This is a genomic window from Ruegeria sp. HKCCD4884 (genome assembly GCF_013110855.1).
Taxonomy (GTDB): domain Bacteria; phylum Pseudomonadota; class Alphaproteobacteria; order Rhodobacterales; family Rhodobacteraceae; genus Ruegeria.
The window spans coordinates 220347-239641 of record NZ_WVRJ01000006.1 but is presented as its reverse complement, the minus strand read 5'-3'; the positions used below and the strand labels follow the sequence as shown (position 1 = coordinate 239641).

The window sequence follows — 19295 nt, the reverse complement described above, 5'->3', positions numbered from 1 at the left end:
TCAGAGATCGATTTCAATCACGCCGTCGGGTTCCGCCGCTCGGCTTTGGCACAGGATCATCGCGCCTTCGCGCTGTTTCTTGGACAAAACGAAATCCCGATGCTCGACCGTACCTGAAACGACACCGCATTTGCACACGCCGCAGATGCCGTCAGCACATTTCACATCCACGTGAAACCCAGCTTCATTCAAGACCTGAGCGGCGTCCTTTTCTGCGGGCACAGACAGCGTTTTCCCCGAGCGGGTAAGCTTGATTGTAAATGGATGGTTTTCGTATTCGGGCGTTTCGGGAACCGAGAAATATTCCAAATGTCGCGTCTCTTCCGGGAAACCTTGGCGCTCAGCCGCTTGCATCACCCCGTCCATGTAGCGATCCGGTCCGCAGGTGTAGACATGCCATCCGTCCTGATAGCCAGACAGGATCGCACCCAAATCGGCGCGGGTATCTTCATCTGAGAAATGATAATGCACGCGATCTGCCCAGGGCATCGCGGCCAGATCCGCCAGATACCCGGCCCCGCCCCGCGTGCTAGCCGAGTAATGCAACTCGAACTCTCGACCCAAGGCGTGCAGGCGATGGGCAAAGGCTATCATCGGAGTGATGCCGATACCACCGCCCATCAGGAAGGTCTTGGTTGCCGTTTCATCCAGTTCGAAATGGTTGATCGGCTTCGAGATGAAGACTTTGCGCCCCTCGTTGAAGATGCGATGCAAAAGCGCCGAGCCACCGCGCCCTTCATCTTCGCGCAGCACACCGATCTGATAGGTCGACCTGTCTGACGGGTTGCCGGACATGGAGTATTGCCGCAAGAATTCCGGCGCGACCAATACGTCCAGATGTGCGCCCGCCGCCCATCCCGGCAGGGGCGCACCGTCCAGCGTTGAGAATTCATACTTCGTTACATCGGCGGTCATCTTATCGACCTTGGTCACGGCAACCCGCATCACCGGTGCGTCACCGGCGATCTGATAGCGGTGGATGACCGACATATCCCCGCTGGCCTTGCGGGACTTGTATTCATCGGCTGTCACCATGGCCTCGTAGGCCGCAATCCCGGCCTCGCGATCCATGGCAAAGGGATAGGGCCACGGGTGTGGGGCCAGATAGGCGGGATAGACGGCCAGCGTCTGATCTTCGTATTTCAGGTCCAGATCCGTTTGCAGATCACGCCGGTTCAACGGATGCGTTGTGGGGCGATAGGAACCGTCCGGCTGCAGCTCAATATCCCACCACCATTTCTTGATGTCATTCAGACCGCCATTGCCGACCGCATCGTCCAGCTTGGCCAGTGCGGGCGCGGCAGAGGGGATGTTCATCGCGGCCCAGCGGAACGGGCGTTCCTTGAAGATGCCTTCAAGGTTCCACGGGCATGTTTTCATGCACCGCCCGCACATCGCCCCTCCTGGTGTTGTTACCCGATAGGTCGCACATTTCTGACTGTCGGATTTCCAGATTTCATAGCCGTTGAACATCAGCTTCGGCCCGGCCGTGATCGCGCCCGACGGACATTCGCGCGCGCATTTGTTGCAAGACTCGCAAAAGCTCTGCAGGCCGAAATCAATCGGTTTGTCGTGTTCCATCGGCATATCGGTGGTCACAGCCCCGGACTTCAGTCGCGGGCCGAGATAAGGGTTCAGGATCACTTCTCCGATCCGACTGACCTCACCCAGACCAGATAGCAACAGCAACGGAGGTTGCAGCACCTCGCCATCCATCACCGTATGCGCTTTGGCCTTGTAGCCGAGGTTGCGGATTTGCTGTGCAATCACGCCGCCCAGCAGCGAAAAGCGCAGATAGGCACGCATGGACTGGGCAACGCTGATCCAGTCATCACCGCTGGCGCCTTCCATCGTTTCATAGCCCTGATCGATGATCATGCTGATCGCCTGATCATGGGGCGGTACGATTTCTTCACCCGTCGCATCATGAGAATACCACGCCCATTCTGGGCAGCGGCTAAGGCCCACCGCATCGACCCCGAGGAAATAGGTCGCCGCTTTTATATTCGCCGCATTCCTTTGGGCGTCAGTTGGTTTTATAGCCTCAGCGCTTTCCCCATCCTGTAACAGGACGAAGGCCCCCAACGCGCGGCGTTGCGCGAAGCTGGGCGCGGCCTTGCGAACGTAGTACCCGCCTTTCGCAGCGTCCTGCAGCGACTTGCCCATATCGCCGAACTGAGCACGGGCAAACATGTCGGCACGTTTGGGTACACGGGCGACGTTTTCTTCGTCGATATACGTGGTCGGCGTCTCGACCCGTTTGAGTTTCTCGAACGGATGCGCCCCGTCCACATAGCGCCGTTTGGAATACGGATCACGGTTCAGGGCATTTTTGGCAAAGCCAGTTCCCAGCCACCATGCCGGCCCTTGTGTGTGAAACCAGGGCTGTTGCGCCATGGGCTTGAGCGGTCGGTCATGGGCAATGGGCATCTCGGTCGTGACGGCAGCCAGACCAAATCGTGTCCCCAGCCACGGAGCAATCAGTTCCCCGTCTTCGACCGTGGCAAGCCCGGCGGCCACGGCCAACTTGCCCAAATCAACTTCTGACGACATCACGCTGTGCGCCCGCGCGTCAAAACCCAGCAGACGGATATAGTTGGCGATGACCACGGCATTTTCGGTGGCCAGCAGACAGGCACGATGATCCTGCGCATCTGTGATCCAGTCTGCGCCGGGTTCTGATGGGTCTGGGTCGCGATTGTATTCGTACAGAAAAACAATGCTGTTCCGGTGGCTGTCGATCGGCTTGGGCGCAGCCTCCATACTGTCTTTCAGATCCGCCATGATGACGTCGATCCCTGAGGCCAGGGTCTTGGTCTGGCGTGTGCGCAACGCATGGGCAAGCCGGTCAATATCCGGGTTGCGGCGCGGCTGCGCCAGCAAAGCAGCCGACGGCAAAGGCCCGCAGCCCATCATTGACGCATCGTTGAAATACCCAAACGCTTTCAGATGGTTGGCACGTTCCTGCGGGTCGGAAGGTATCTCTGACGCAACCGGGTTTACCAGCCCGTCGCGAATGGCGTCCATCATCGCCTGAAATTCGCCCATCGCGTTGACGATGCTGCCTGGATGTTCCGGTCGGTAAAAACTCAGTTCAGCCATCGAAGGAACAAGCGACAGGTCCGGCCCTTCGTCCGTCCGGGCCAAACGCTCCAGCGGGTAACGCCCCATGTGAACGGGCCGGTTTTTATCCGAGAAAAAGCGGATTCCCATTATGCGCCTCCTGTTGCTTACCATCTCCTATCCCGACATGGACAGCAAAACCATTCATGCATAATCATAAACAGTATGAGCAAAATCAATTTCACAGACCTCGACGGCAAAGTCCTGCGCACATTTTTGACCATACTCGAGGAAAGCTCGGTCTCGAAAGCTGCGGACCGACTGGGCGTCACACAATCCGCGATCAGCCATACCTTGGCCAAGCTGCGGCAGGTGTTGGGTGATCCGCTGTTTGTCCGTTCCGGTCAGGGCCTGATTCCGACCGAGCGCGCTCTGTCCCTGAAAGACCCGGCCCAAAGGGTGTTGGACGGGATGCGCGCACTGACCGAGGGCAGACCGTTCAACCCCTTGTCCGAACAGATCGACATACGCATCGCCACCAACGACATGCCGCGTGAGTCGATCTTTCCGCCACTCCTTCGCGAAACCCGCGCCGAAAAAGTGCGCCTGAAGTTGGAATTCATCCCCTCGGGCGTTCCAGATCCTGACCTGCTGCGCAGTGACCGGTGCCAGTTGATGCTTACCCCGCTGCCACCCGATGGGCCGGATATCTTTCAGAAACGCCTGATGACCAGCCCGCTGATGATGTTCTACGACGCCGCACAACGCAATCCGCCGGACAGTTGGCAGGCATATTGCGACAGCGATCACGTCGAAGTGCGCTTTGCCGATGGCCGCAACGCCCGCGCTGTCATGCGCGGCGTCGATCAAAGCCAGATCAGACCTGCCGTTGTGACCTTGCCGCACTTCAATGCAATTCCGGCCTTCGTACGGGGCAGCGACCTGATCTCGACCGATACGGCGCTGATGAAACAGGGGCCGCTTGCCGCGCTGGATTGCGCACCGCTGCCTTTCGAATGCCCGCCTGTGTCCATCTACATGGTCTGGCATCAGCGATCCGCAAATGATCCCGCACACCGTTGGCTGCGCGCCCGGATCGAAGCCATCGCAGCCACCCTTCAGACCTGAGACAACAGCCAGTTGCGAATGATCTCAACCATTTGCGGCTGCCGTGGCTTGCGCGGCGCGACAATGTAAAACCCCAGATCTTCGATCAAGACATCCTCAAGTGGCTGGACAAGACGGCCCGAAGCAAGCTCGGACGCAACCAGCGGCGCATTGGCAAGTGCGATCCCTTGCCCGGACAGTGCGGCATCAATCGCAAGACTGGTCTGGCTGAAGCTCATCATCCGTGGCTTGCCGCTTACGCCCACCCTATCAAGAAACAAAGGCCACAACCCGTGAGTGTCATTGAGCAATACTTGCCCAAGCAGATCAGAGGGATGGGTCACTTGCCCGGCAATGGATGGGCTGCACACCGGGACGAATTCTGTTGAGAACAACGGCACGGCATCCAGGTCGGACGCAAAGGGCGCCCTGCCCTGCCTGACCGCCAGATCCACGCCATCCGATTTGAAATCCGCCAGACGTTCGCGCGCGTCCACCTGAACCGAGATATCCGGATACGAGTCGATGAAATCCGATAGTCGTGGCACCAGCCATTTTGAGGCAAAGCTAGGCGTGACCGACAATATGATCTGGCGGTCCTGCGATAACTCCTCTACAGCCTCTTCAATTAACCTGAAGGCCCTTCGTAAAGGCGCATGAAACTTGCGTCCGGCTTCAGTCAGCCGCAAACCACGCGGCAAGCGGTCGAACAGAACATCACCCAGCCTGGCCTCTAGCCCCCTCACTTGTTGTGCAACCGCGCCTTGCGTCACGCCCAGTTCTTCGGCGGCCAGTCGAAAATTCAAATGTCGCGCAGAGGCTTCAAAGGCTCGCAAAGCATTCAGAGGAGGAAGAGCTACCATGAAATGGTCCTGTAGATTTTCTACAGCATAGAGTCAGCATAACTGATTGGTCAAACTAGGCCTTGATCGCCATCTTGGGATCAAATGAAAACGGAGATGTCAGATGGAAAAAGTAGCTCTTATAACAGCCGGCGGTAGCGGCATGGGTGCAGATTCCGCACGCAGACTGGCAGCAGATGGGTTCAAGGTTGGTATTTTGTCGGCCTCTGGCAAAGGCGAAGCCTTGGCCCACGAGCTGGGTGGCGTCGGTGTGACCGGCTCGAACCAGTCCACCGTGGATTTGCAAAAGCTTGTCGATGCTGCGATGGCCCATTGGGGGCGTATTGACGTACTGGTGAATTCCGCTGGTCACGGCCCCCGCGCCCCGATCCTTGAGCTGACGGATGAGGATTGGCACACCGGCATGGATGTCTATTTCCTGAACGCGGTCCGTCCGACCCGGCTGGTGACGCCGATCATGCAGGCGCAGGGTAGTGGGGCGATCATCAATATCTCAACCTTTGCCGCATTCGAACCTGATCCGGTGTTTCCAACTTCGGGTGTGTTGCGGGCTGGTTTGGCCGCATTCACCAAGCTGTTCTCGGACAAATATGCCTCCGAGAACATCCGCATGAACAACGTCCTGCCGGGCTTCATCGACAGTCTGCCCGAGAAAGAAGAATTCCGCAGTCGCATTCCAATGGGGCGTTATGGGCACAGCTATGACGAGATCGCTTCGGTCGTGGCCCTTTTGGCATCTGAAGGGGGCGGCTACATCACCGGGCAGAATATCCGGGTGGATGGCGGCATCACCCGGTCTGTCTGACCTCAGAACCGTGCCTTTATCAGGTGTGTCAGCGCCGCGCCGGATTCAAAAAAAGCGCGGCGCACGCGTGTCCAGCTTTCGCGATGCTCGGGCACGGCGGGCACAGGTAAACGTGTGGGATCTTCGGCAAGAAGGCTTTCGGCCATCATGCGACCAAACACCGTGCCGGGTCCGATGCCGCGACCGGAGTACCCGTGGGCGGCCAAAGCGTTCGGGCCGATCTGCGTGATCTTCGGGATATGGTCGGACGTCATGGCGATCCGGCCGTGCCATCCTTGCTCAAACGGCTGGTCGGCGAGTTGAGGGTAAAGCTCTGCCAGTTTGCGTCGGACCCAGGCGGTGTGTGCACTCCGACCTGCATTGCCAAGGTCGCCCATGCCGCCAATAATCATGCGGCCTGCCTGATCCAGGCGAAACGACGTCATGATCAAACCGGTATCCCAGCACCCTTCTTCTTGCGGCAGAATACTGGCGCGCAAGTTATGCGACAGCGGAGCGGTCGCGTATTGGAAGTAATAAACCGGCACATAGGCGGTCGCGGTATTTGGCAAACCAAGGTGATAGGCGTTGGTCGCCTGAATGAGGGACTTGGCCCGCACCACCCCTTTCGGTGTATTCAGCACCCATTGGCCGTTTTCATGGCGCATGGTCTGCACCGGGCTTTGCCCATGTATCTGCGCCCCGGTCTGCGCCGCCGCTCGCGCCAACCCGACCGCATAAGCCAGCGGCTGTATGGTTCCGGCGCGAGGATCGAACAAAGCCCCATGGAACGCATCACTACCGGTTCTTTCCCGTGCCTGATCCGCCGACAGCAGTTCAACCGGCGCACCTGACGCGCTCAGCTGTGCGTGGCGCGTTTGCAGGTCTTTCAGTCCGGCGGCGGAATGCGCGCAATGCAAGGTTCCGTTGCGCACAGGTTCACAGGCGATGCCGTGCTTCTCGATCAACGCGAACACGTCTGAGGGCGCTTGGGCCAGCAGATCAATAAGGCGGTCACCCGCCACATTTCCGATATGAGCACGGATTTCTTCAGGCGGAAGCCAGAGGCCAGCATTGGCCAAACCGACATTGCGACCCGATCCGCCAAAGCCGATCTCTTGTGCCTCAAGCAGACATACCGACGCGCCACTGCGGGCTGCCGTCAATGCCGCTGAGCATCCGGTATATCCGCCCCCAATGACCGCCAGATCAACTTCGGTGTCTGCGTTCAGGGGTAGGGCTGAGACCGTCTCGGAGCAGGTGCTGCGCCAAAGAGCATTTTCGGGATCGTTCACATCTGGCCTCTGAGTCTTTTGCGCGGATCATCTTACCGAAAACAACGCTTTGCAAGCGGACTTGTTCAGGTGCAGTCGGAACGAAAAAGACCTCTTGATGCATACGCACCGAAGAGGTCTTTTTTAAGAAATGACGCAAACGGGCGGGACGCCGCCCGGAAACTTTCAAACGTCGATCGAGCGTGCGATCAACTCTTTCATCACTTCATTGGTCCCACCGTAGATCATTTGAACCCGCGCATCCGCATAAAGACGCGCAATCGGGTATTCCATCATGAAGCCGTAGCCGCCGAACAGCTGCAGACACTCATGCATGATCTCGTTCTGCACCTCTGAACCCCAATATTTGGCCATCGAAGCGGTGGCAGCGTCCAGCTCGCCGGCTTCCAGCTTGGCAACACAATCGTTGATGAAGCTGCGCAGAACCTCGGCTTTGGTCTTGCATTCCGCCAGCTTGAACCGGGTGTTTTGGAAGTCCATCACCCGCTGTCCAAACGCTTTACGCTCCTGCACGTATTTGACCGTTTCAGCGATGGCGAAATCAATCGCGCCCAGCGCCATGATCGCGATGTTCAGCCGCTCCCACGGCAGTTGTTTCATAAGCTGGTAAAAGCCCTGCCCTTCTTCATCCCCCAGCAGGTTGGTCATCGGCACTTTGACATCTTCAAAGAACAACTCCGCCGTATCGTTGCCCTTCATGCCCAGTTTTTTAAGGTTCCGCCCCCGGCGAAAGCCATCGGCCCCTTCGGTTTCGACCACGATCAAAGACACACCACGCGCGCCTTCGGATTTGTCTGTCTTGGCCGCTACGATAATCAGGTCAGCTGACTGCCCATTTGTGATGAAAATCTTGGATCCATTCAGCCGATAAGAGTTTCCGTCTTTTTCAGCCGTCGTCCGCACCGCCTGTACGTCTGACCCGGTGCTGGGTTCCGTCATCGCCAACGCGCCAACCATCTCGCCCGAAGCAAGTTTCGGCAGCCATTTGTGCTTTTGATCTTCGCTGCCATAGGCGGTGAGGTAATGCGTCACAATCGACTGAATGCCATAGCCCCAACCGGCATCGCCACGCGCGCCCTGTTCGTAGGCGGTGATTGCATCGAACCCCATGCCGCCGCCGACACCACCATACTCTTCGGGGATTGCACCCGCCATCAGCCCGGTTTCACCCGCCTTGCGCCAAAAGCCGCGATCCACCACGCCGTTTTCGACCCAGGTTTCGATATTCGGCGACAGTTCATCATCCATGAACCGGCCTGCCATATCCGCAAACATGCGGTGTTCGTCGGTGACCCACGCTGCGGTGGAAGTGAAAAGTGGCATCGAACGCTCTCCAGACAATCTTTCCAGTAAGCCTAGCGTTCCGCCTGATTCACGCCAATGCATGTGACGCCGCGTCCTGCCGTCGAACAACGCAACGTCTCATGCCCAAAACTGAAAGAACCACTTTTTCTTGAGCAGGTTCAGGACAATGCCGCATCCAGCAGATTTGCCGCTGCATCCTTGGCGTCTTGCGCCGGATCGCATTGTTGAAGCAGAACGGCCGAGACAATAGCCCCTTCTTGCAACAGTACGATCTGACAGGCCAGTTTATGCGGGTCTGAAGCACCGGCTTGCTCGGCAACCGAAGTGAAATGGTCCAGCAGGAATTGCTTGTGTTCGGCAGCCTGTACATGGATCGGGTGATCCGGGTCCTGGAATTCAGCGCCTGCCTTGATGAACATGCACCCCCGGAACTCATCTTCTTCGAACCATTCTTTCAGCGCATCGAAACTGGCGAGGATTTGCTCGGCTGGCGTTTCCGCCATCTCGTCAATTCGCTTTAGAAACCAATCACGAAAGCTTTCGTCCCGCAAACGCAGAGCCGCAAGGATCAGCTCTTCCTTGGTGCGGAAGTGCTTGTACATCGACGTTTTGGACACACCCGTTTCCACCACCAGCTTGTCCATGCCAGTCGCGTGAAACCCATCGCGGTAAAAGACCTTCAGGGCCTTGCTCACCAGTTCGTCCCGTTTGTTTGGGCGCATGATTCGGCTCCATAGTGTACCGTTCTGTACATATTAGCCCGAAACGCGAAGTACAATAACACCAAATCAAATACCTGATTTTAAAAATTTTATTAGACCCAACAGTCTCGATCTGAAATTTTTCGAAGTTTACTCTTGCAAAAGTTAACAGATCGGTACACTTTGAATTCGAAAGTTAACCGATCTGTACACCAGAGGATTTGACCGATGAAACGTCGCGCCAGCATTTTCCCACCTCAGTACGTTCCGTTCCTTCTGACCATGGCCCTTCTGGCCGCATCACTCACCTGAAAGCCCTTGCCTCATGTCTCGCCCTCCTCTGCCCCCATTCACGTTCGAAACCGCAACTCAAAAAGTGCGGATGGCGGAAAACGCCTGGAACAGTCGCGACCCCGACCGGGTGACGCCCGCCTACACTGAGGACAGTCAATGGCGAAACCGGGCTGAGTTTCTGTCAGGCCATGCCGACATCCACGCCTTCCTTACGCGCAAATGGCGCAAGGAACTGGACTATCGCCTGATCAAGGAACTCTGGGCCTTTGCCGGACATCGCATTGCTGTACGCTATGCTTATGAATGGCGAGACGACAGCGGCCAGTGGTTCCGCTCTTATGGCAACGAGAACTGGGAATTTGCCGAAGACGGGCGCATGTCGTACCGCCACGCCTCGCTGAACGATCTGCCGATCACCGAAGAGGACCGTCTGTTTCACTGGCCGCAAGGTGAACGCCCCGAAGATCATCCCGGACTGTCAGATTTAGGTCTTTGAAAGGAATCACCATGCCCCGTGCCTTTTCCGAACGCGCCTTCACCCCAGCCGTCCGCGCCCATCAAGAGCGGATGGGATCGGCAAAAACCTATGCCAAGTTCATCGAAAGTGGGCCACAGCAGGGCCACTTGATCGGCGAGCCCGAAAAAGAGTTCATTCAGGCACGTGACGGGTTCTATCATTCGACGGTGTCTGAAACCGGCTGGCCCTATGTGCAGTATCGCGGTGGGCCTGTTGGGTTTTTGAAAGTGCTGGGGCCGCAGACCATCGGCTATGCGGATTTTTCCGGCAACAAGCAGTATATCTCGCGCGGCAATCTGGATGGGAATGATCGGATTGCGATGATCTTGATGGATTACGCCAATCAGCGCCGCCTGAAGATCCTTGGGCGTGTCGAATTTACAGAAGGCGAAGCCGCTGCAGCCAGTTTGTATCCCGAAGGGGCCGAGGCCCCGGCGGAACGTGCCGTGATCATCCGCGTCGAGGCACTGGACTGGAACTGCCCGCGCCACATCACCCCTCGCTTCACCGAGGCCGAGTTGCGCCCCCATCTCAACACGCTTGGACAGCAACTAGCCCAGTTGCAGGCAGAAAATGAGCGGCTGAAACAAGAGTTGGCCAAGTCAGGCTAACGCGTCGGGCGATGCCGGGTTTTCGATTTACAGGAAAGGAATTTGCGCAATGGTTCGTTCAGTCGTTCAACTCTCGGCAGCCTGTGTAGCGGCAGCGGCCTTGATACTATTGATCCTGATGCTTGGGTTTTTCGCGTCACCCAGCGCCGTGCGCACATCGCCTTCTGTGTTCAGCACAATGCTATTTGATCACCTGCAGCAGGAGTGAAAGGCGATCAGCCTCGACTGGCTTTGACCATTGCTGCAATACCTGCGGCGCAAAACTCGACCAAGGGCTCTATGTCAGGCTGATTACCACCTTGCGACAGCGCCCTAACGCGCCAGCCGCTGTTGAGATGCGCCAACATGGCTGAAACCGAGTACACCTGACCACTGGCCAACACTGCCGGATCAACATCGGGGTAAAGCGTAGCAATCTCTGCGATAAAGTGCTGGGCTGTCGGATCGAAACACTCGGCGGCAATGTCGCTCCACCGTGGATCGACGGACACATGCGCAACCAGTCGGCCATAGGCCATCCAGCCTGGACCACCCGTTTCAGCCAGCTCTACATAAGGGCGGATAAAGCTGTCCAGAATGCTGTGCAATGTCAGCGACCCCTCTGCCCTGGCTTTGTTCAGCGTCTCGACCCGTAACTGCGCCAGTTCATCCGCGCGGCGCGCGACGGTGCGATAGAAAAGTTCTTCTTTTCCGCCGCCGTGATGGTGCACCAGGCCGATCTGCACACCCGCCAAAGCGGCAATATCGCGGATCGAGGCACCTTCGAATCCCCGTTCGGCAAAGACCAATTCCGCTGCATCCATGATCCGCGCCCGCGTCTCCAAGGACCGCTTGGAAGGCGCTCTTTGCCTTGGTTTTTCTATGTTTTTTAGACTCATGATTTTCACCTTGCCTTATTTTGGTCGTTCGTTCAAGTTAAGCTTCGCGAACTTTGGGAGGGTTCATGGAAGAAACGCGCGACGCATTCGCCCTGATCGGAGCGGGACCGATGGGATTGGCCGCGGCCAAGGTGCTGAAAGAACAGGGCATCGCATTTCAAGGGTTCGAGCTGCATTCGGATGTGGGCGGTCTGTGGGACATCGACGCCCCCAGATCAACCATGTACGAGACAGCGCATCTGATCTCGTCCAAGCGCATGACCGAGTTCGAAGACTTCCCGATGGATGAGTCCGTGGCCGAGTACCCTTCTCACCGGGCGATGCGCGACTACTTCCGCGCGTTTGCGGATCATTTCGGGTTGCGTAAGGACTATAGGTTTAACACAGAAGTCACCCAGATCACGCCGCTGGGCAACTCGGGGGATGGTTGGCGTGTCAGTTGGAGGGATGCCGAAGGTGACCATCAGGCCGACTTCGCAGGTGTTATGATAGCAAACGGCACCTTGTCGGAACCGAACATGCCTGAATTTCCCGGAACCTTCGACGGCGAATTGATCCATGCCTCGCACTACAGGTATCCCAGTCAATTCGACGGCAAACGAGTATTGGTTGTAGGTGCAGGCAACTCCGGTTGCGACATTGCGGTGGATGCGATCCACCATGCAAAACGCTGCGACCTGTCGATGCGGCGCGGATACTATTTCGTCCCGAAATATGTCTTTGGCAAACCTGCTGACACGATGGGTGGCAAGATCCGCCTGCCCATGTGGCTAAAGCGAAAGGTCGACAGCCTGATCCTCAGCTGGTTCGTCGGAAATCCCCAAAAATACGGCTTTCCCAAACCCGATTATCAGCTTTACGAAAGCCATCCTGTGGTGAATTCACTGGTCCTGTATCACGCGGGTCATGGCGATTTGCGCATTCGCCCCGATATCGACCGGCTGGAGGGTCACACCGTTCACTTCAAAGACGGTTCCAGCGAAGACTATGACATGATCCTCGCTGCCACCGGATACAAGCTGCACTATCCGTTTGTCGACAAGGACCTGCTGAACTGGCAGGGCGATGCACCGCATCTGTACCTGAACACCATACACCCCGAACGCGACGATCTGTTTGTGCTGGGCATGGTCGAGGCCACGGGTCTTGGCTGGCAGGGGAGACACGAACAGGCCGAGATGGTGGCGCGCTATATCAAGGGTCTTCAAAGCGGTTGCCCGGCGGCGGCCGATCTGAAAACCGAAAAACAAAAAGACTACAGGCGCGCCACCGGAGGCATGAACTATATCGACCTACCCCGCATGGCTTACTACGTTGACAAGGCCACCTATAGAAAAGCCGTCACTGGCTGGATCGACCGGCTGCGGAAAGCCGCCGCATGAATGGTATCGACGAAGTCACGCTGAATTTCAGCCCGGCGTCGCTGACGTTGCTGAACTCTATTCTGGCCATTGTGATGTTCTCGATCGCGATCGACCTGACGCCTCGGGATTTTGATCGCCTGAGACGCGCGCCAAAACCTGTGATTGTCGGGCTGGTATCTCAGTTTGTGGTCTTGCCCGCACTGACCTTTGCGCTGGTCTGGTTCACAGAGCCGCGTGCTTCCATAGCGTTAGGGCTGATCCTTGTGGCAGCTTGTCCGGGCGGCAACATCTCGAACTTCATAACACATCGCGCGGGCGGCAATGCGGCGCTGTCCGTGTCGATGACCGCATTCGCCACCATTGGCGCAATCTTCATGACGCCTTTCAACATCGCGCTTTGGGGCGGGCTGTTTCCACCGACCCGTGCGATCCTGCAGCAAACCCAGATCGATCCGGTGCAAATCGCCATTCTCGTCGGCTTTATGCTGATCCTGCCCCTTGTTCTGGGCATCACACTGAATCAGCGTCGTCCCGCCCTGACCGCACGTTTACGCGCACCGCTGCAATACTTGTCGATGGGTATCTTCGCGGCTTTCATCTTGCTTGCCCTGGCCGCCAACTGGGGATTCTTCCTCAGCTTTGCCGGGGCTGTCGCCGGGCTTGTGATCCTTCACAACGCCCTGGCACTGGGGGGCGGTTGGGTCGTGGCCACTCTGACCCGGCTGTCCCCCTTTGATCGTCGCGCAATCACCATAGAGACCGGCATTCAGAATTCAGGGCTTGGACTGGTCTTGATCTTCGCCTTTTTCCACGGGCTGGGCGGCATGGCCGTTGTGGCCGCGTTCTGGGGCATCTGGCACGCGATATCGGGCATTGCGCTTGCGTCGATCATGGCCCGAACCGAGGCTGCGCGATGACCCGTATTCTGATCACAGGCGCCGCCGGTATGGTCGGGCAAGCACTATTGCCGGAACTTGAAGGGCATGAGGTCTTTGCCACCGACCTCAAGCGCCCGGAGTCTTTGCCTGAATGTATCGCCTTCCTGCCGATGGACGTGACAAGCGATGCCTCTGCCCGCGTGATCACCAAGGTGAAGCCGGATGTCATCGTGCATCTTGCTTCCATCGTGACGCCCCCGCCCAAGACTGGACGCACCGCAGCATATGCAGTTGACGTCGATGGAACACGCAAGGTGGTGAATGCGGCGATTGCCAACGGGGTGCGACGGCTTGTGGTCACATCCTCGGGTGCCGCTTATGGCTATCACCCGGACAACCGCATTCCGCTGCGTGAGCGTGACCCGCTGCGGGGCAATCCGGAATTCCCTTATTCCGACCACAAGAGACAGGTCGAGGAATTGTTGGCGGAAGCCCGCAATACTGCCCCTGATCTTGAACAAGTGGTTCTGCGCGTGGGGACAGTTCTGGGGGCCGGAACCGAAAACCAGATCACCGCCCTGTTTCACAAGCCTCGCCTGCTGGCCGTAACCGGCAGTGAAAGTCCTTTTGTCTTTATCTGGACACACGATCTGGCCCGCATCCTGCGGCGCGCAGCGACAGACGGGCCACCCGGTATCTTCAATGTCGCTGGGGACGGTGCAATGGGCGTCACAGATCTGGCTGATGCTATGGGGAAATCGGTTCTGCGTCTTCCCGCTTGGGCGCTGAAAGCGGCCCTGACCGTGGCACGCCCGCTTGGCTTGTCTCGCTATGGGCCGGAACAGGTGCGGTTTCTGCAATATCGACCGGTTTTGGACAATTCCGCCCTCAAATCAGAATTCGGCTATACACCCGAAAAAACCAGCGCCGAGGTGTTCGCGTTCTGGCTAAAGCAGGCCGGGCTATGAAGACAGCTGTCATATCAGGCGGGGCGGGCGGTTTGGGGCAAGCCCTGAGCCAAGCCCTACAAGCTCGCGGTTGGCGGGTGGTGTTGCTGGACCTTGACGTCTCAGGCTTGGACACAAGGCCAAACCAGTTGCCAATCGCTTGCGATCTTACAGATCCCGAGCAGCTTGCTGACGCAACTCAAAGGGTGATCGAATCCAGCGAAAGTATCGATCTGGTCATCTACAACGCCGGGGTAACGCAAATTCGGGGGTTTGATCAGTCCGACGCTGCCAGCCATCGAATGGTGTTCGACATTAACTACTTCGCGGCCGTTGAAATGGCCCGCGCGTTTCTGCAAGCGGTTCGGGTATCACAGGGAACGCATCTTGCGATTTCGTCCGTAGCAGGGTTTGCACCGCTCTATCACCGAACGGCCTATGCTGCATCGAAACACGCGCTTGAAGGGTTCTTTAAGTCACTCCGCTCCGAAGAAGCACCTCATGGTGTTCGGGTTCAGATCGCGGCACCGTCTTTCGTGGCCACCAACCCGGGCAACGCACAAGAGCAGGCCGATGGAACGGCAAGACCCGGATCGGCAAAGGATGGTATGGATGAGATGAGCCCTGAGGCCGCCGCCAAAGCAATCCTGCGAGGATTGGACAAATCGCAGCCAATGATTCCGGTTGGACGTGTGGCGCGTTTGTCTTGGTGGCTGAACAGCCTCTCACCGCGCCTGTATCAACGCATGATGGAGCGCAACATACGCGGGCCAGCAGAATAGAATTTTGCCATGACCCCTTGACCTTCCCGTGACTGGAACCCTCATTTGGAGGGCAAGGCAAGCTGCGGAACGAGTCGCATGGCACATAAAACACTCACAGAGCTAAAAATCACCGGCATGGGCTGCGCGTCCTGTGTGGGCCGTGTCGAAGCCGCCCTGCGCGATGTGCCAGGTGTCGATGCGGCCTCAGTAAACTTTGCAACCAAATCAGCGCAAGTGGCGTTTGACGGGCCGGTTACGGCTATGACTGCGGCGCTGGACGCGGCAGGGTATCCTGCTGAAACCAAATGCGTTGATCTGAATGTCGACGGGATGAATTGCGCCTCGTGCGTGGCCAAGATCGAACGCGCGCTGGCAGCCAACCCGGGTGTGATCGACGCGCAGGTCAATCTCGCAACTCAAACCGCCACAGTGACATACGCGGCGGGGACAACCACGCCAGAGCAGTTGGCACAGGTCATCACCGGAATCGGATACCCCGCGCGCCTTCAAAACGCCCATGAACCTGAAAGCCGCGAAGATGACGAAATTCGCAGTCTGGTCCGCACCACGATGCTTGCCGCCGTCCTCGCGCTGCCCGTGTTTATTCTTGAGATGGGCGGGCACATGATCCCCGCATTCCATCATTGGGTACACGCCACCATCGGTGTGCAGACCAGTCAGCTTATCCAGTTTGCTCTGACCTCGGCCCTGTTGATCGGTCCGGGACGGGTGTTTTACCGCAAGGGCATCCCATCCCTGTTACGCGGCACGCCAGACATGAATGCGCTGGTCGCGCTTGGGACCGGGGCGGCCTATCTCTATTCCGTGGTGGCCACATTCGCCCCGGGTGTGCTGCCGCAAGGCACCGCGAATGTCTATTTCGAAGCCGCAGCAGTCATCATTGTATTGATCCTTCTGGGCCGACTCATGGAGGCGCGCGCCAAAGGCAGAACCGGCGCCGCAATCCGGAAGCTGGTAGGCTTGCAGCCCAAGACCGCAAGGGTCGAAGTAGATGGCCGAACAGAGGACCGTCCTATTGCTGAAATAGTTGTGGGAGACATTTTGCGCGTTCGTCCGGGCGAACGGATGCCAGTGGACGCCGAAGTGCTAGAGGGCACATCTTACGTCGACGAAAGCATGATCACTGGCGAGCCTGTGCCGGTCGGAAAATCGCAAGGGGCCGCTGTTGTTGGCGGCACGGTGAACGGGACCGGCGCCTTGCGGGTACGCGCCGCGCGCGTTGGGGACGACACAGTTCTGGCTCAGGTTATCCGCATGGTGCAGCAAGCACAGGGGGCCAAATTGCCCATTCAAGGGCTGGTCGACCAAATCACCTATCGTTTTGTCCCAGCCGTCATTCTCGTCGCTGTGATCACCGTCATACTCTGGTTGGTTTTCGGTCCCAGCCCCGCCCTGCCGCTGGCGCTTGTGGCAGGTGTTTCGGTGCTGATCATTGCTTGCCCTTGTGCGATGGGACTGGCGACGCCCACTTCAATCATGGTGGGCACGGGGCGCGCAGCAGAACTGGGAGTATTGTTCCGCAAAGGCGATGCATTGCAGCAGCTTCAACAAGCACGCATTGTCGCGCTGGATAAAACCGGAACTCTGACACTCGGACGTCCCGAGTTGGAAAGCGTGATGACGACGAACGGGTTTGACCGGGATGAGGTTGTGCGGCTCGCTGCGTCCCTAGAAGTACAGTCAGAGCATCCAATTGCATCAGCTATCACTCGGGCCGGCCCTTCTGCTCTGCCCGAGGCGTCGAATGTCCAATCAATCACCGGACTGGGTGTACAGGGCCTCGTTGAAGGTCGAGAAGTGTTGGTCGGGTCTTACAGGCTGATGGAAAACCGGGGGATTGATCTTGGCCGTTTGGCGGACGAGGCCGAAGAGCGCGCCTCTGAAGGGGCAACGCCGCTATTCGTTGCTCTTGATGGGCAGGCCGCTGCGACGATTTCTGTGTCCGACCCGATCAAGACCGGCACCGAAGAAGCGCTGCAGAGGTTGCACCAGATGGGGCTAACTGTGGCCATGATCACCGGAGACAACGCGCGGACGGCACAGGCGCTGGCTGATCGGTTGGGGATCGATCACGTCACTGCCGAGGTGTTGCCGGACGGCAAGGTAGATGCGATCACGGCTTTGCGGGATAATTTCGGAACGCTGGCTTTTGTTGGCGACGGGATCAACGATGCCCCGGCGCTTGCATCTGCGGATATCGGCATCGCCATTGGGACAGGTACGGATGTGGCCATTGAAACGGCCGACGTGGTTCTGATGTCGGGCGATCTGCGCGGCGTTGCAAACGCGACCGAGATCAGCCGTCGCACAATGCGAAACATTCGCCAGAACCTCGGATGGGCGTTTGGTTACAATGTCCTGCTGATCCCGGTGGCGGCTGGCGCGCTGTATCCACTTGGCGGTCATCTGTTGTCGCCTGCTTTGGCAGCTGGCGCGATGGCGCTGTCCAGCGTTTTTGTGGTCTCGAATGCTCTGCGTCTGCGTCGCGTCCGCGCCAACGTGCCGGAAACCTCGACCTTGGAAACCAACGAGGTGCACGCATGAATATCGGAGATGTCTCTGCCCGCACTGGCCTGCCCGCCAAGACGATCCGGTATTATGAGGACATCGACCTGATAAAGCCTCTGCGCGACGACAACGGGTATCGCCGGTTTCGCGATCAGGACGTGCATAAACTGAACTTTCTGGGTCGCGCCCGCGCGCTTGGGTTTACCATCGAGGATTGCAGGACTCTGTTGGCGCTGTACGAGGATGAAACCCGCGCCAGCGCCGATGTAAAACAGGTTGCGCGGGATCATCTGGCGCAGATCGAGGCCAAGATCGCGGACCTGAACGCCATGCGCGACACGCTGAGTCATTTGGTTGACGCCTGCGCCGGGGATGACCGGCCCGATTGTCCCATATTACAGGATCTGGGTGGGAAAGGCTGACTTGGGGTTGCCCTTTGGGCGCAGCTTTGCTTTGTCTTCGTCGAAGATTTCGGCCCCAGACAACGGTCGAACAGCCGAGAGGATCACAAAATGGCAAAAGTCGCGTTCCTTGGCCTTGGTGTCATGGGCTATCCCATGGCTGGATTTCTGAAGGCCGCAGGTCATGACGTCACCGTCTACAACCGCACCACCGCCAAGGCTGAAGCCTGGGTGGCACAGCATGGCGGTGCCATGGCAATTACTCCGAAAGATGCCGTCAAAGATGCAGAGTTTGTCATGGCCTGTGTCGGCAACGATGACGATCTGCGCATGGTCTGCACAGGCGAGAACGGCGCGTTTCATGGCATGTCGGATGGGGCCATCTTTGTTGATCACACAACGGTTTCCAAAGTTGTCACATTAGAGCTTTATGCGGCAGCAGCAGCGCAAGGGTGTGCCTTTGTCGACGCCCCGATCTCGGGTGGTCAGGCCGGGGCGGAAAACGGGGTCCTGTCGATCATGTGTGGCGGCGATCAGGATGCCTATGATGCAGCGGAACCCCTGATGCAGGTTTACTCAAAGATCTGCCGCCGTATCGGAGAGAGCGGCACGGGCCAGATGACCAAGATGTGCAATCAAATTGCCATCGCCGGTGTCGTACAGGGCCTCAGCGAAGCGCTGCATTTTGCGGAAAAGGCCGGCTTGGACGGGCGCTCTGTGGTCGAGGTGATCAGTCAGGGCGCGGCTGGAAGCTGGCAGATGGTGAACCGGCACGAGGCGATGCTGGACGATCACTTCGATTACGGCTTTGCTGTGGACTGGATGCGCAAGGATTTGGGGATTTGTCTGGATGAGGCCAATTCCAACGGGGCTTCTTTGCCTCTGACGGCTTTGGTCGACCAGTTTTATAAGGATGTGCAGAAACTTGGCGGCGGGCGCTGGGATACGTCGTCGCTGTTCAAACGCCTGCGCGCTTTGGATTGAGGGATCAGGG

16 protein-coding genes and 1 pseudogene are annotated in these 19295 nt (G+C 57.9%); 11 read left to right on the top strand and 6 right to left on the bottom strand.

Annotation, left to right across the window (positions count from 1 at the left end; all coding sequences use genetic code 11):
• A complete protein-coding gene (locus tag GS636_RS11405; protein ID WP_171669532.1) occupies positions 1 to 3213 on the bottom strand; it encodes a reductive dehalogenase in 3213 nt (1070 codons plus the stop codon).
• A gap of 75 nt (positions 3214 to 3288) precedes the next feature.
• Between GS636_RS11405 and GS636_RS11400 the strand changes: the two genes are divergently transcribed.
• Positions 3289 to 4191, top strand: a complete 903-nt coding sequence (locus GS636_RS11400; protein WP_171669531.1) for a LysR family transcriptional regulator — start codon at positions 3289 to 3291, stop codon at positions 4189 to 4191.
• Here GS636_RS11400 and GS636_RS11395 read toward each other — a convergent pair.
• Positions 4182 to 5033, bottom strand: a complete 852-nt coding sequence (locus GS636_RS11395) for a LysR substrate-binding domain-containing protein (RefSeq protein WP_171669530.1) — start codon at positions 5031 to 5033, stop codon at positions 4182 to 4184. The genes GS636_RS11400 and GS636_RS11395 overlap by 10 nt on opposite strands.
• A 103-nt stretch (positions 5034 to 5136) precedes the next feature.
• Between GS636_RS11395 and GS636_RS11390 the strand changes: the two genes are divergently transcribed.
• A complete protein-coding gene (locus GS636_RS11390) occupies positions 5137 to 5838 on the top strand; it encodes an SDR family oxidoreductase (RefSeq protein ID WP_171669529.1) in 702 nt (233 codons plus the stop codon).
• 2 nt (positions 5839 to 5840) lie between these two features.
• Here the strand turns inward: GS636_RS11390 and GS636_RS11385 are convergent, their stop codons facing one another.
• From GS636_RS11385 to GS636_RS11375, 3 genes are all read right to left on the bottom strand, one after another.
• Complete coding sequence (locus GS636_RS11385; RefSeq protein WP_171669528.1) at positions 5841 to 7112, bottom strand: FAD-dependent oxidoreductase; 1272 nt, start codon at positions 7110 to 7112, stop codon at positions 5841 to 5843.
• Between the two features lie 165 nt (positions 7113 to 7277).
• Positions 7278 to 8435: an acyl-CoA dehydrogenase family protein gene (locus tag GS636_RS11380; protein WP_171091526.1), complete on the bottom strand. Its 1158-nt coding sequence runs from the start codon at positions 8433 to 8435 to the stop codon at positions 7278 to 7280.
• Positions 8436 to 8575: 140 nt separating this feature from the next.
• On the bottom strand, positions 8576 to 9139 hold the full coding sequence (locus tag GS636_RS11375) for a TetR/AcrR family transcriptional regulator (protein ID WP_171186290.1): 564 nt from the start codon (positions 9137 to 9139) through the stop codon (positions 8576 to 8578).
• 304 nt (positions 9140 to 9443) lie between these two features.
• On the opposite strand from GS636_RS11375, the gene GS636_RS11370 reads away from it, so the two are divergent.
• Both GS636_RS11370 and GS636_RS11365 read left to right on the top strand, forming a co-directional pair.
• Positions 9444 to 9908: a nuclear transport factor 2 family protein gene (locus tag GS636_RS11370; protein WP_171091529.1), complete on the top strand. Its 465-nt coding sequence runs from the start codon at positions 9444 to 9446 to the stop codon at positions 9906 to 9908.
• 11 nt (positions 9909 to 9919) lie between these two features.
• The gene (locus GS636_RS11365; RefSeq protein WP_171669527.1) at positions 9920 to 10540 is read left to right on the top strand and encodes a pyridoxamine 5'-phosphate oxidase family protein; all 621 of its coding nucleotides are present in this window, start codon (positions 9920 to 9922) and stop codon (positions 10538 to 10540) included.
• A gap of 215 nt (positions 10541 to 10755) precedes the next feature.
• Here GS636_RS11365 and GS636_RS11360 read toward each other — a convergent pair whose 3' ends face one another.
• Positions 10756 to 11418, bottom strand: coding sequence for a TetR/AcrR family transcriptional regulator (locus tag GS636_RS11360; RefSeq protein WP_171669526.1), 663 nt, complete (start codon positions 11416 to 11418; stop codon positions 10756 to 10758).
• 65 nt (positions 11419 to 11483) lie between these two features.
• Here GS636_RS11360 and GS636_RS11355 point away from each other — a divergent pair, with 65 nt between their 5' ends.
• The 7 genes and pseudogenes from GS636_RS11355 to GS636_RS11325 form a co-directional block, all read left to right on the top strand.
• Complete coding sequence (locus GS636_RS11355; protein WP_171669525.1) at positions 11484 to 12800, top strand: NAD(P)/FAD-dependent oxidoreductase; 1317 nt, start codon at positions 11484 to 11486, stop codon at positions 12798 to 12800.
• Positions 12797 to 13699 carry a bile acid:sodium symporter family protein gene (locus GS636_RS11350; protein WP_171669524.1) on the top strand — a complete coding sequence of 301 codons (903 nt, stop codon included), beginning with the start codon at positions 12797 to 12799 and terminating at the stop codon, positions 13697 to 13699. Before GS636_RS11355 ends, GS636_RS11350 begins: the two co-directional genes overlap by 4 nt.
• The gene (locus GS636_RS11345) at positions 13696 to 14628 is read left to right on the top strand and encodes an SDR family oxidoreductase (RefSeq protein WP_171669523.1); all 933 of its coding nucleotides are present in this window, start codon (positions 13696 to 13698) and stop codon (positions 14626 to 14628) included. Before GS636_RS11350 ends, GS636_RS11345 begins: the two co-directional genes overlap by 4 nt.
• Complete coding sequence (locus tag GS636_RS11340) at positions 14625 to 15389, top strand: SDR family oxidoreductase (RefSeq protein WP_171669522.1); 765 nt, start codon at positions 14625 to 14627, stop codon at positions 15387 to 15389. Before GS636_RS11345 ends, GS636_RS11340 begins: the two co-directional genes overlap by 4 nt.
• 78 nt (positions 15390 to 15467) lie before the next feature.
• Positions 15468 to 17936, top strand: coding sequence for a heavy metal translocating P-type ATPase (locus GS636_RS11335; protein ID WP_171669521.1), 2469 nt, complete (start codon positions 15468 to 15470; stop codon positions 17934 to 17936).
• Entirely contained in the window at positions 17933 to 18322 is a 390-nt protein-coding gene (cueR, locus tag GS636_RS11330) for a Cu(I)-responsive transcriptional regulator (RefSeq protein WP_171091548.1), read from the top strand. Before GS636_RS11335 ends, cueR begins: the two co-directional genes overlap by 4 nt.
• A 75-nt stretch (positions 18323 to 18397) precedes the next feature.
• A pseudogene (locus GS636_RS11325) lies at positions 18398 to 19285 on the top strand (NAD(P)-dependent oxidoreductase); the annotation flags it as partial.
• Positions 19286 to 19295: the final 10 nt, after the last annotated feature.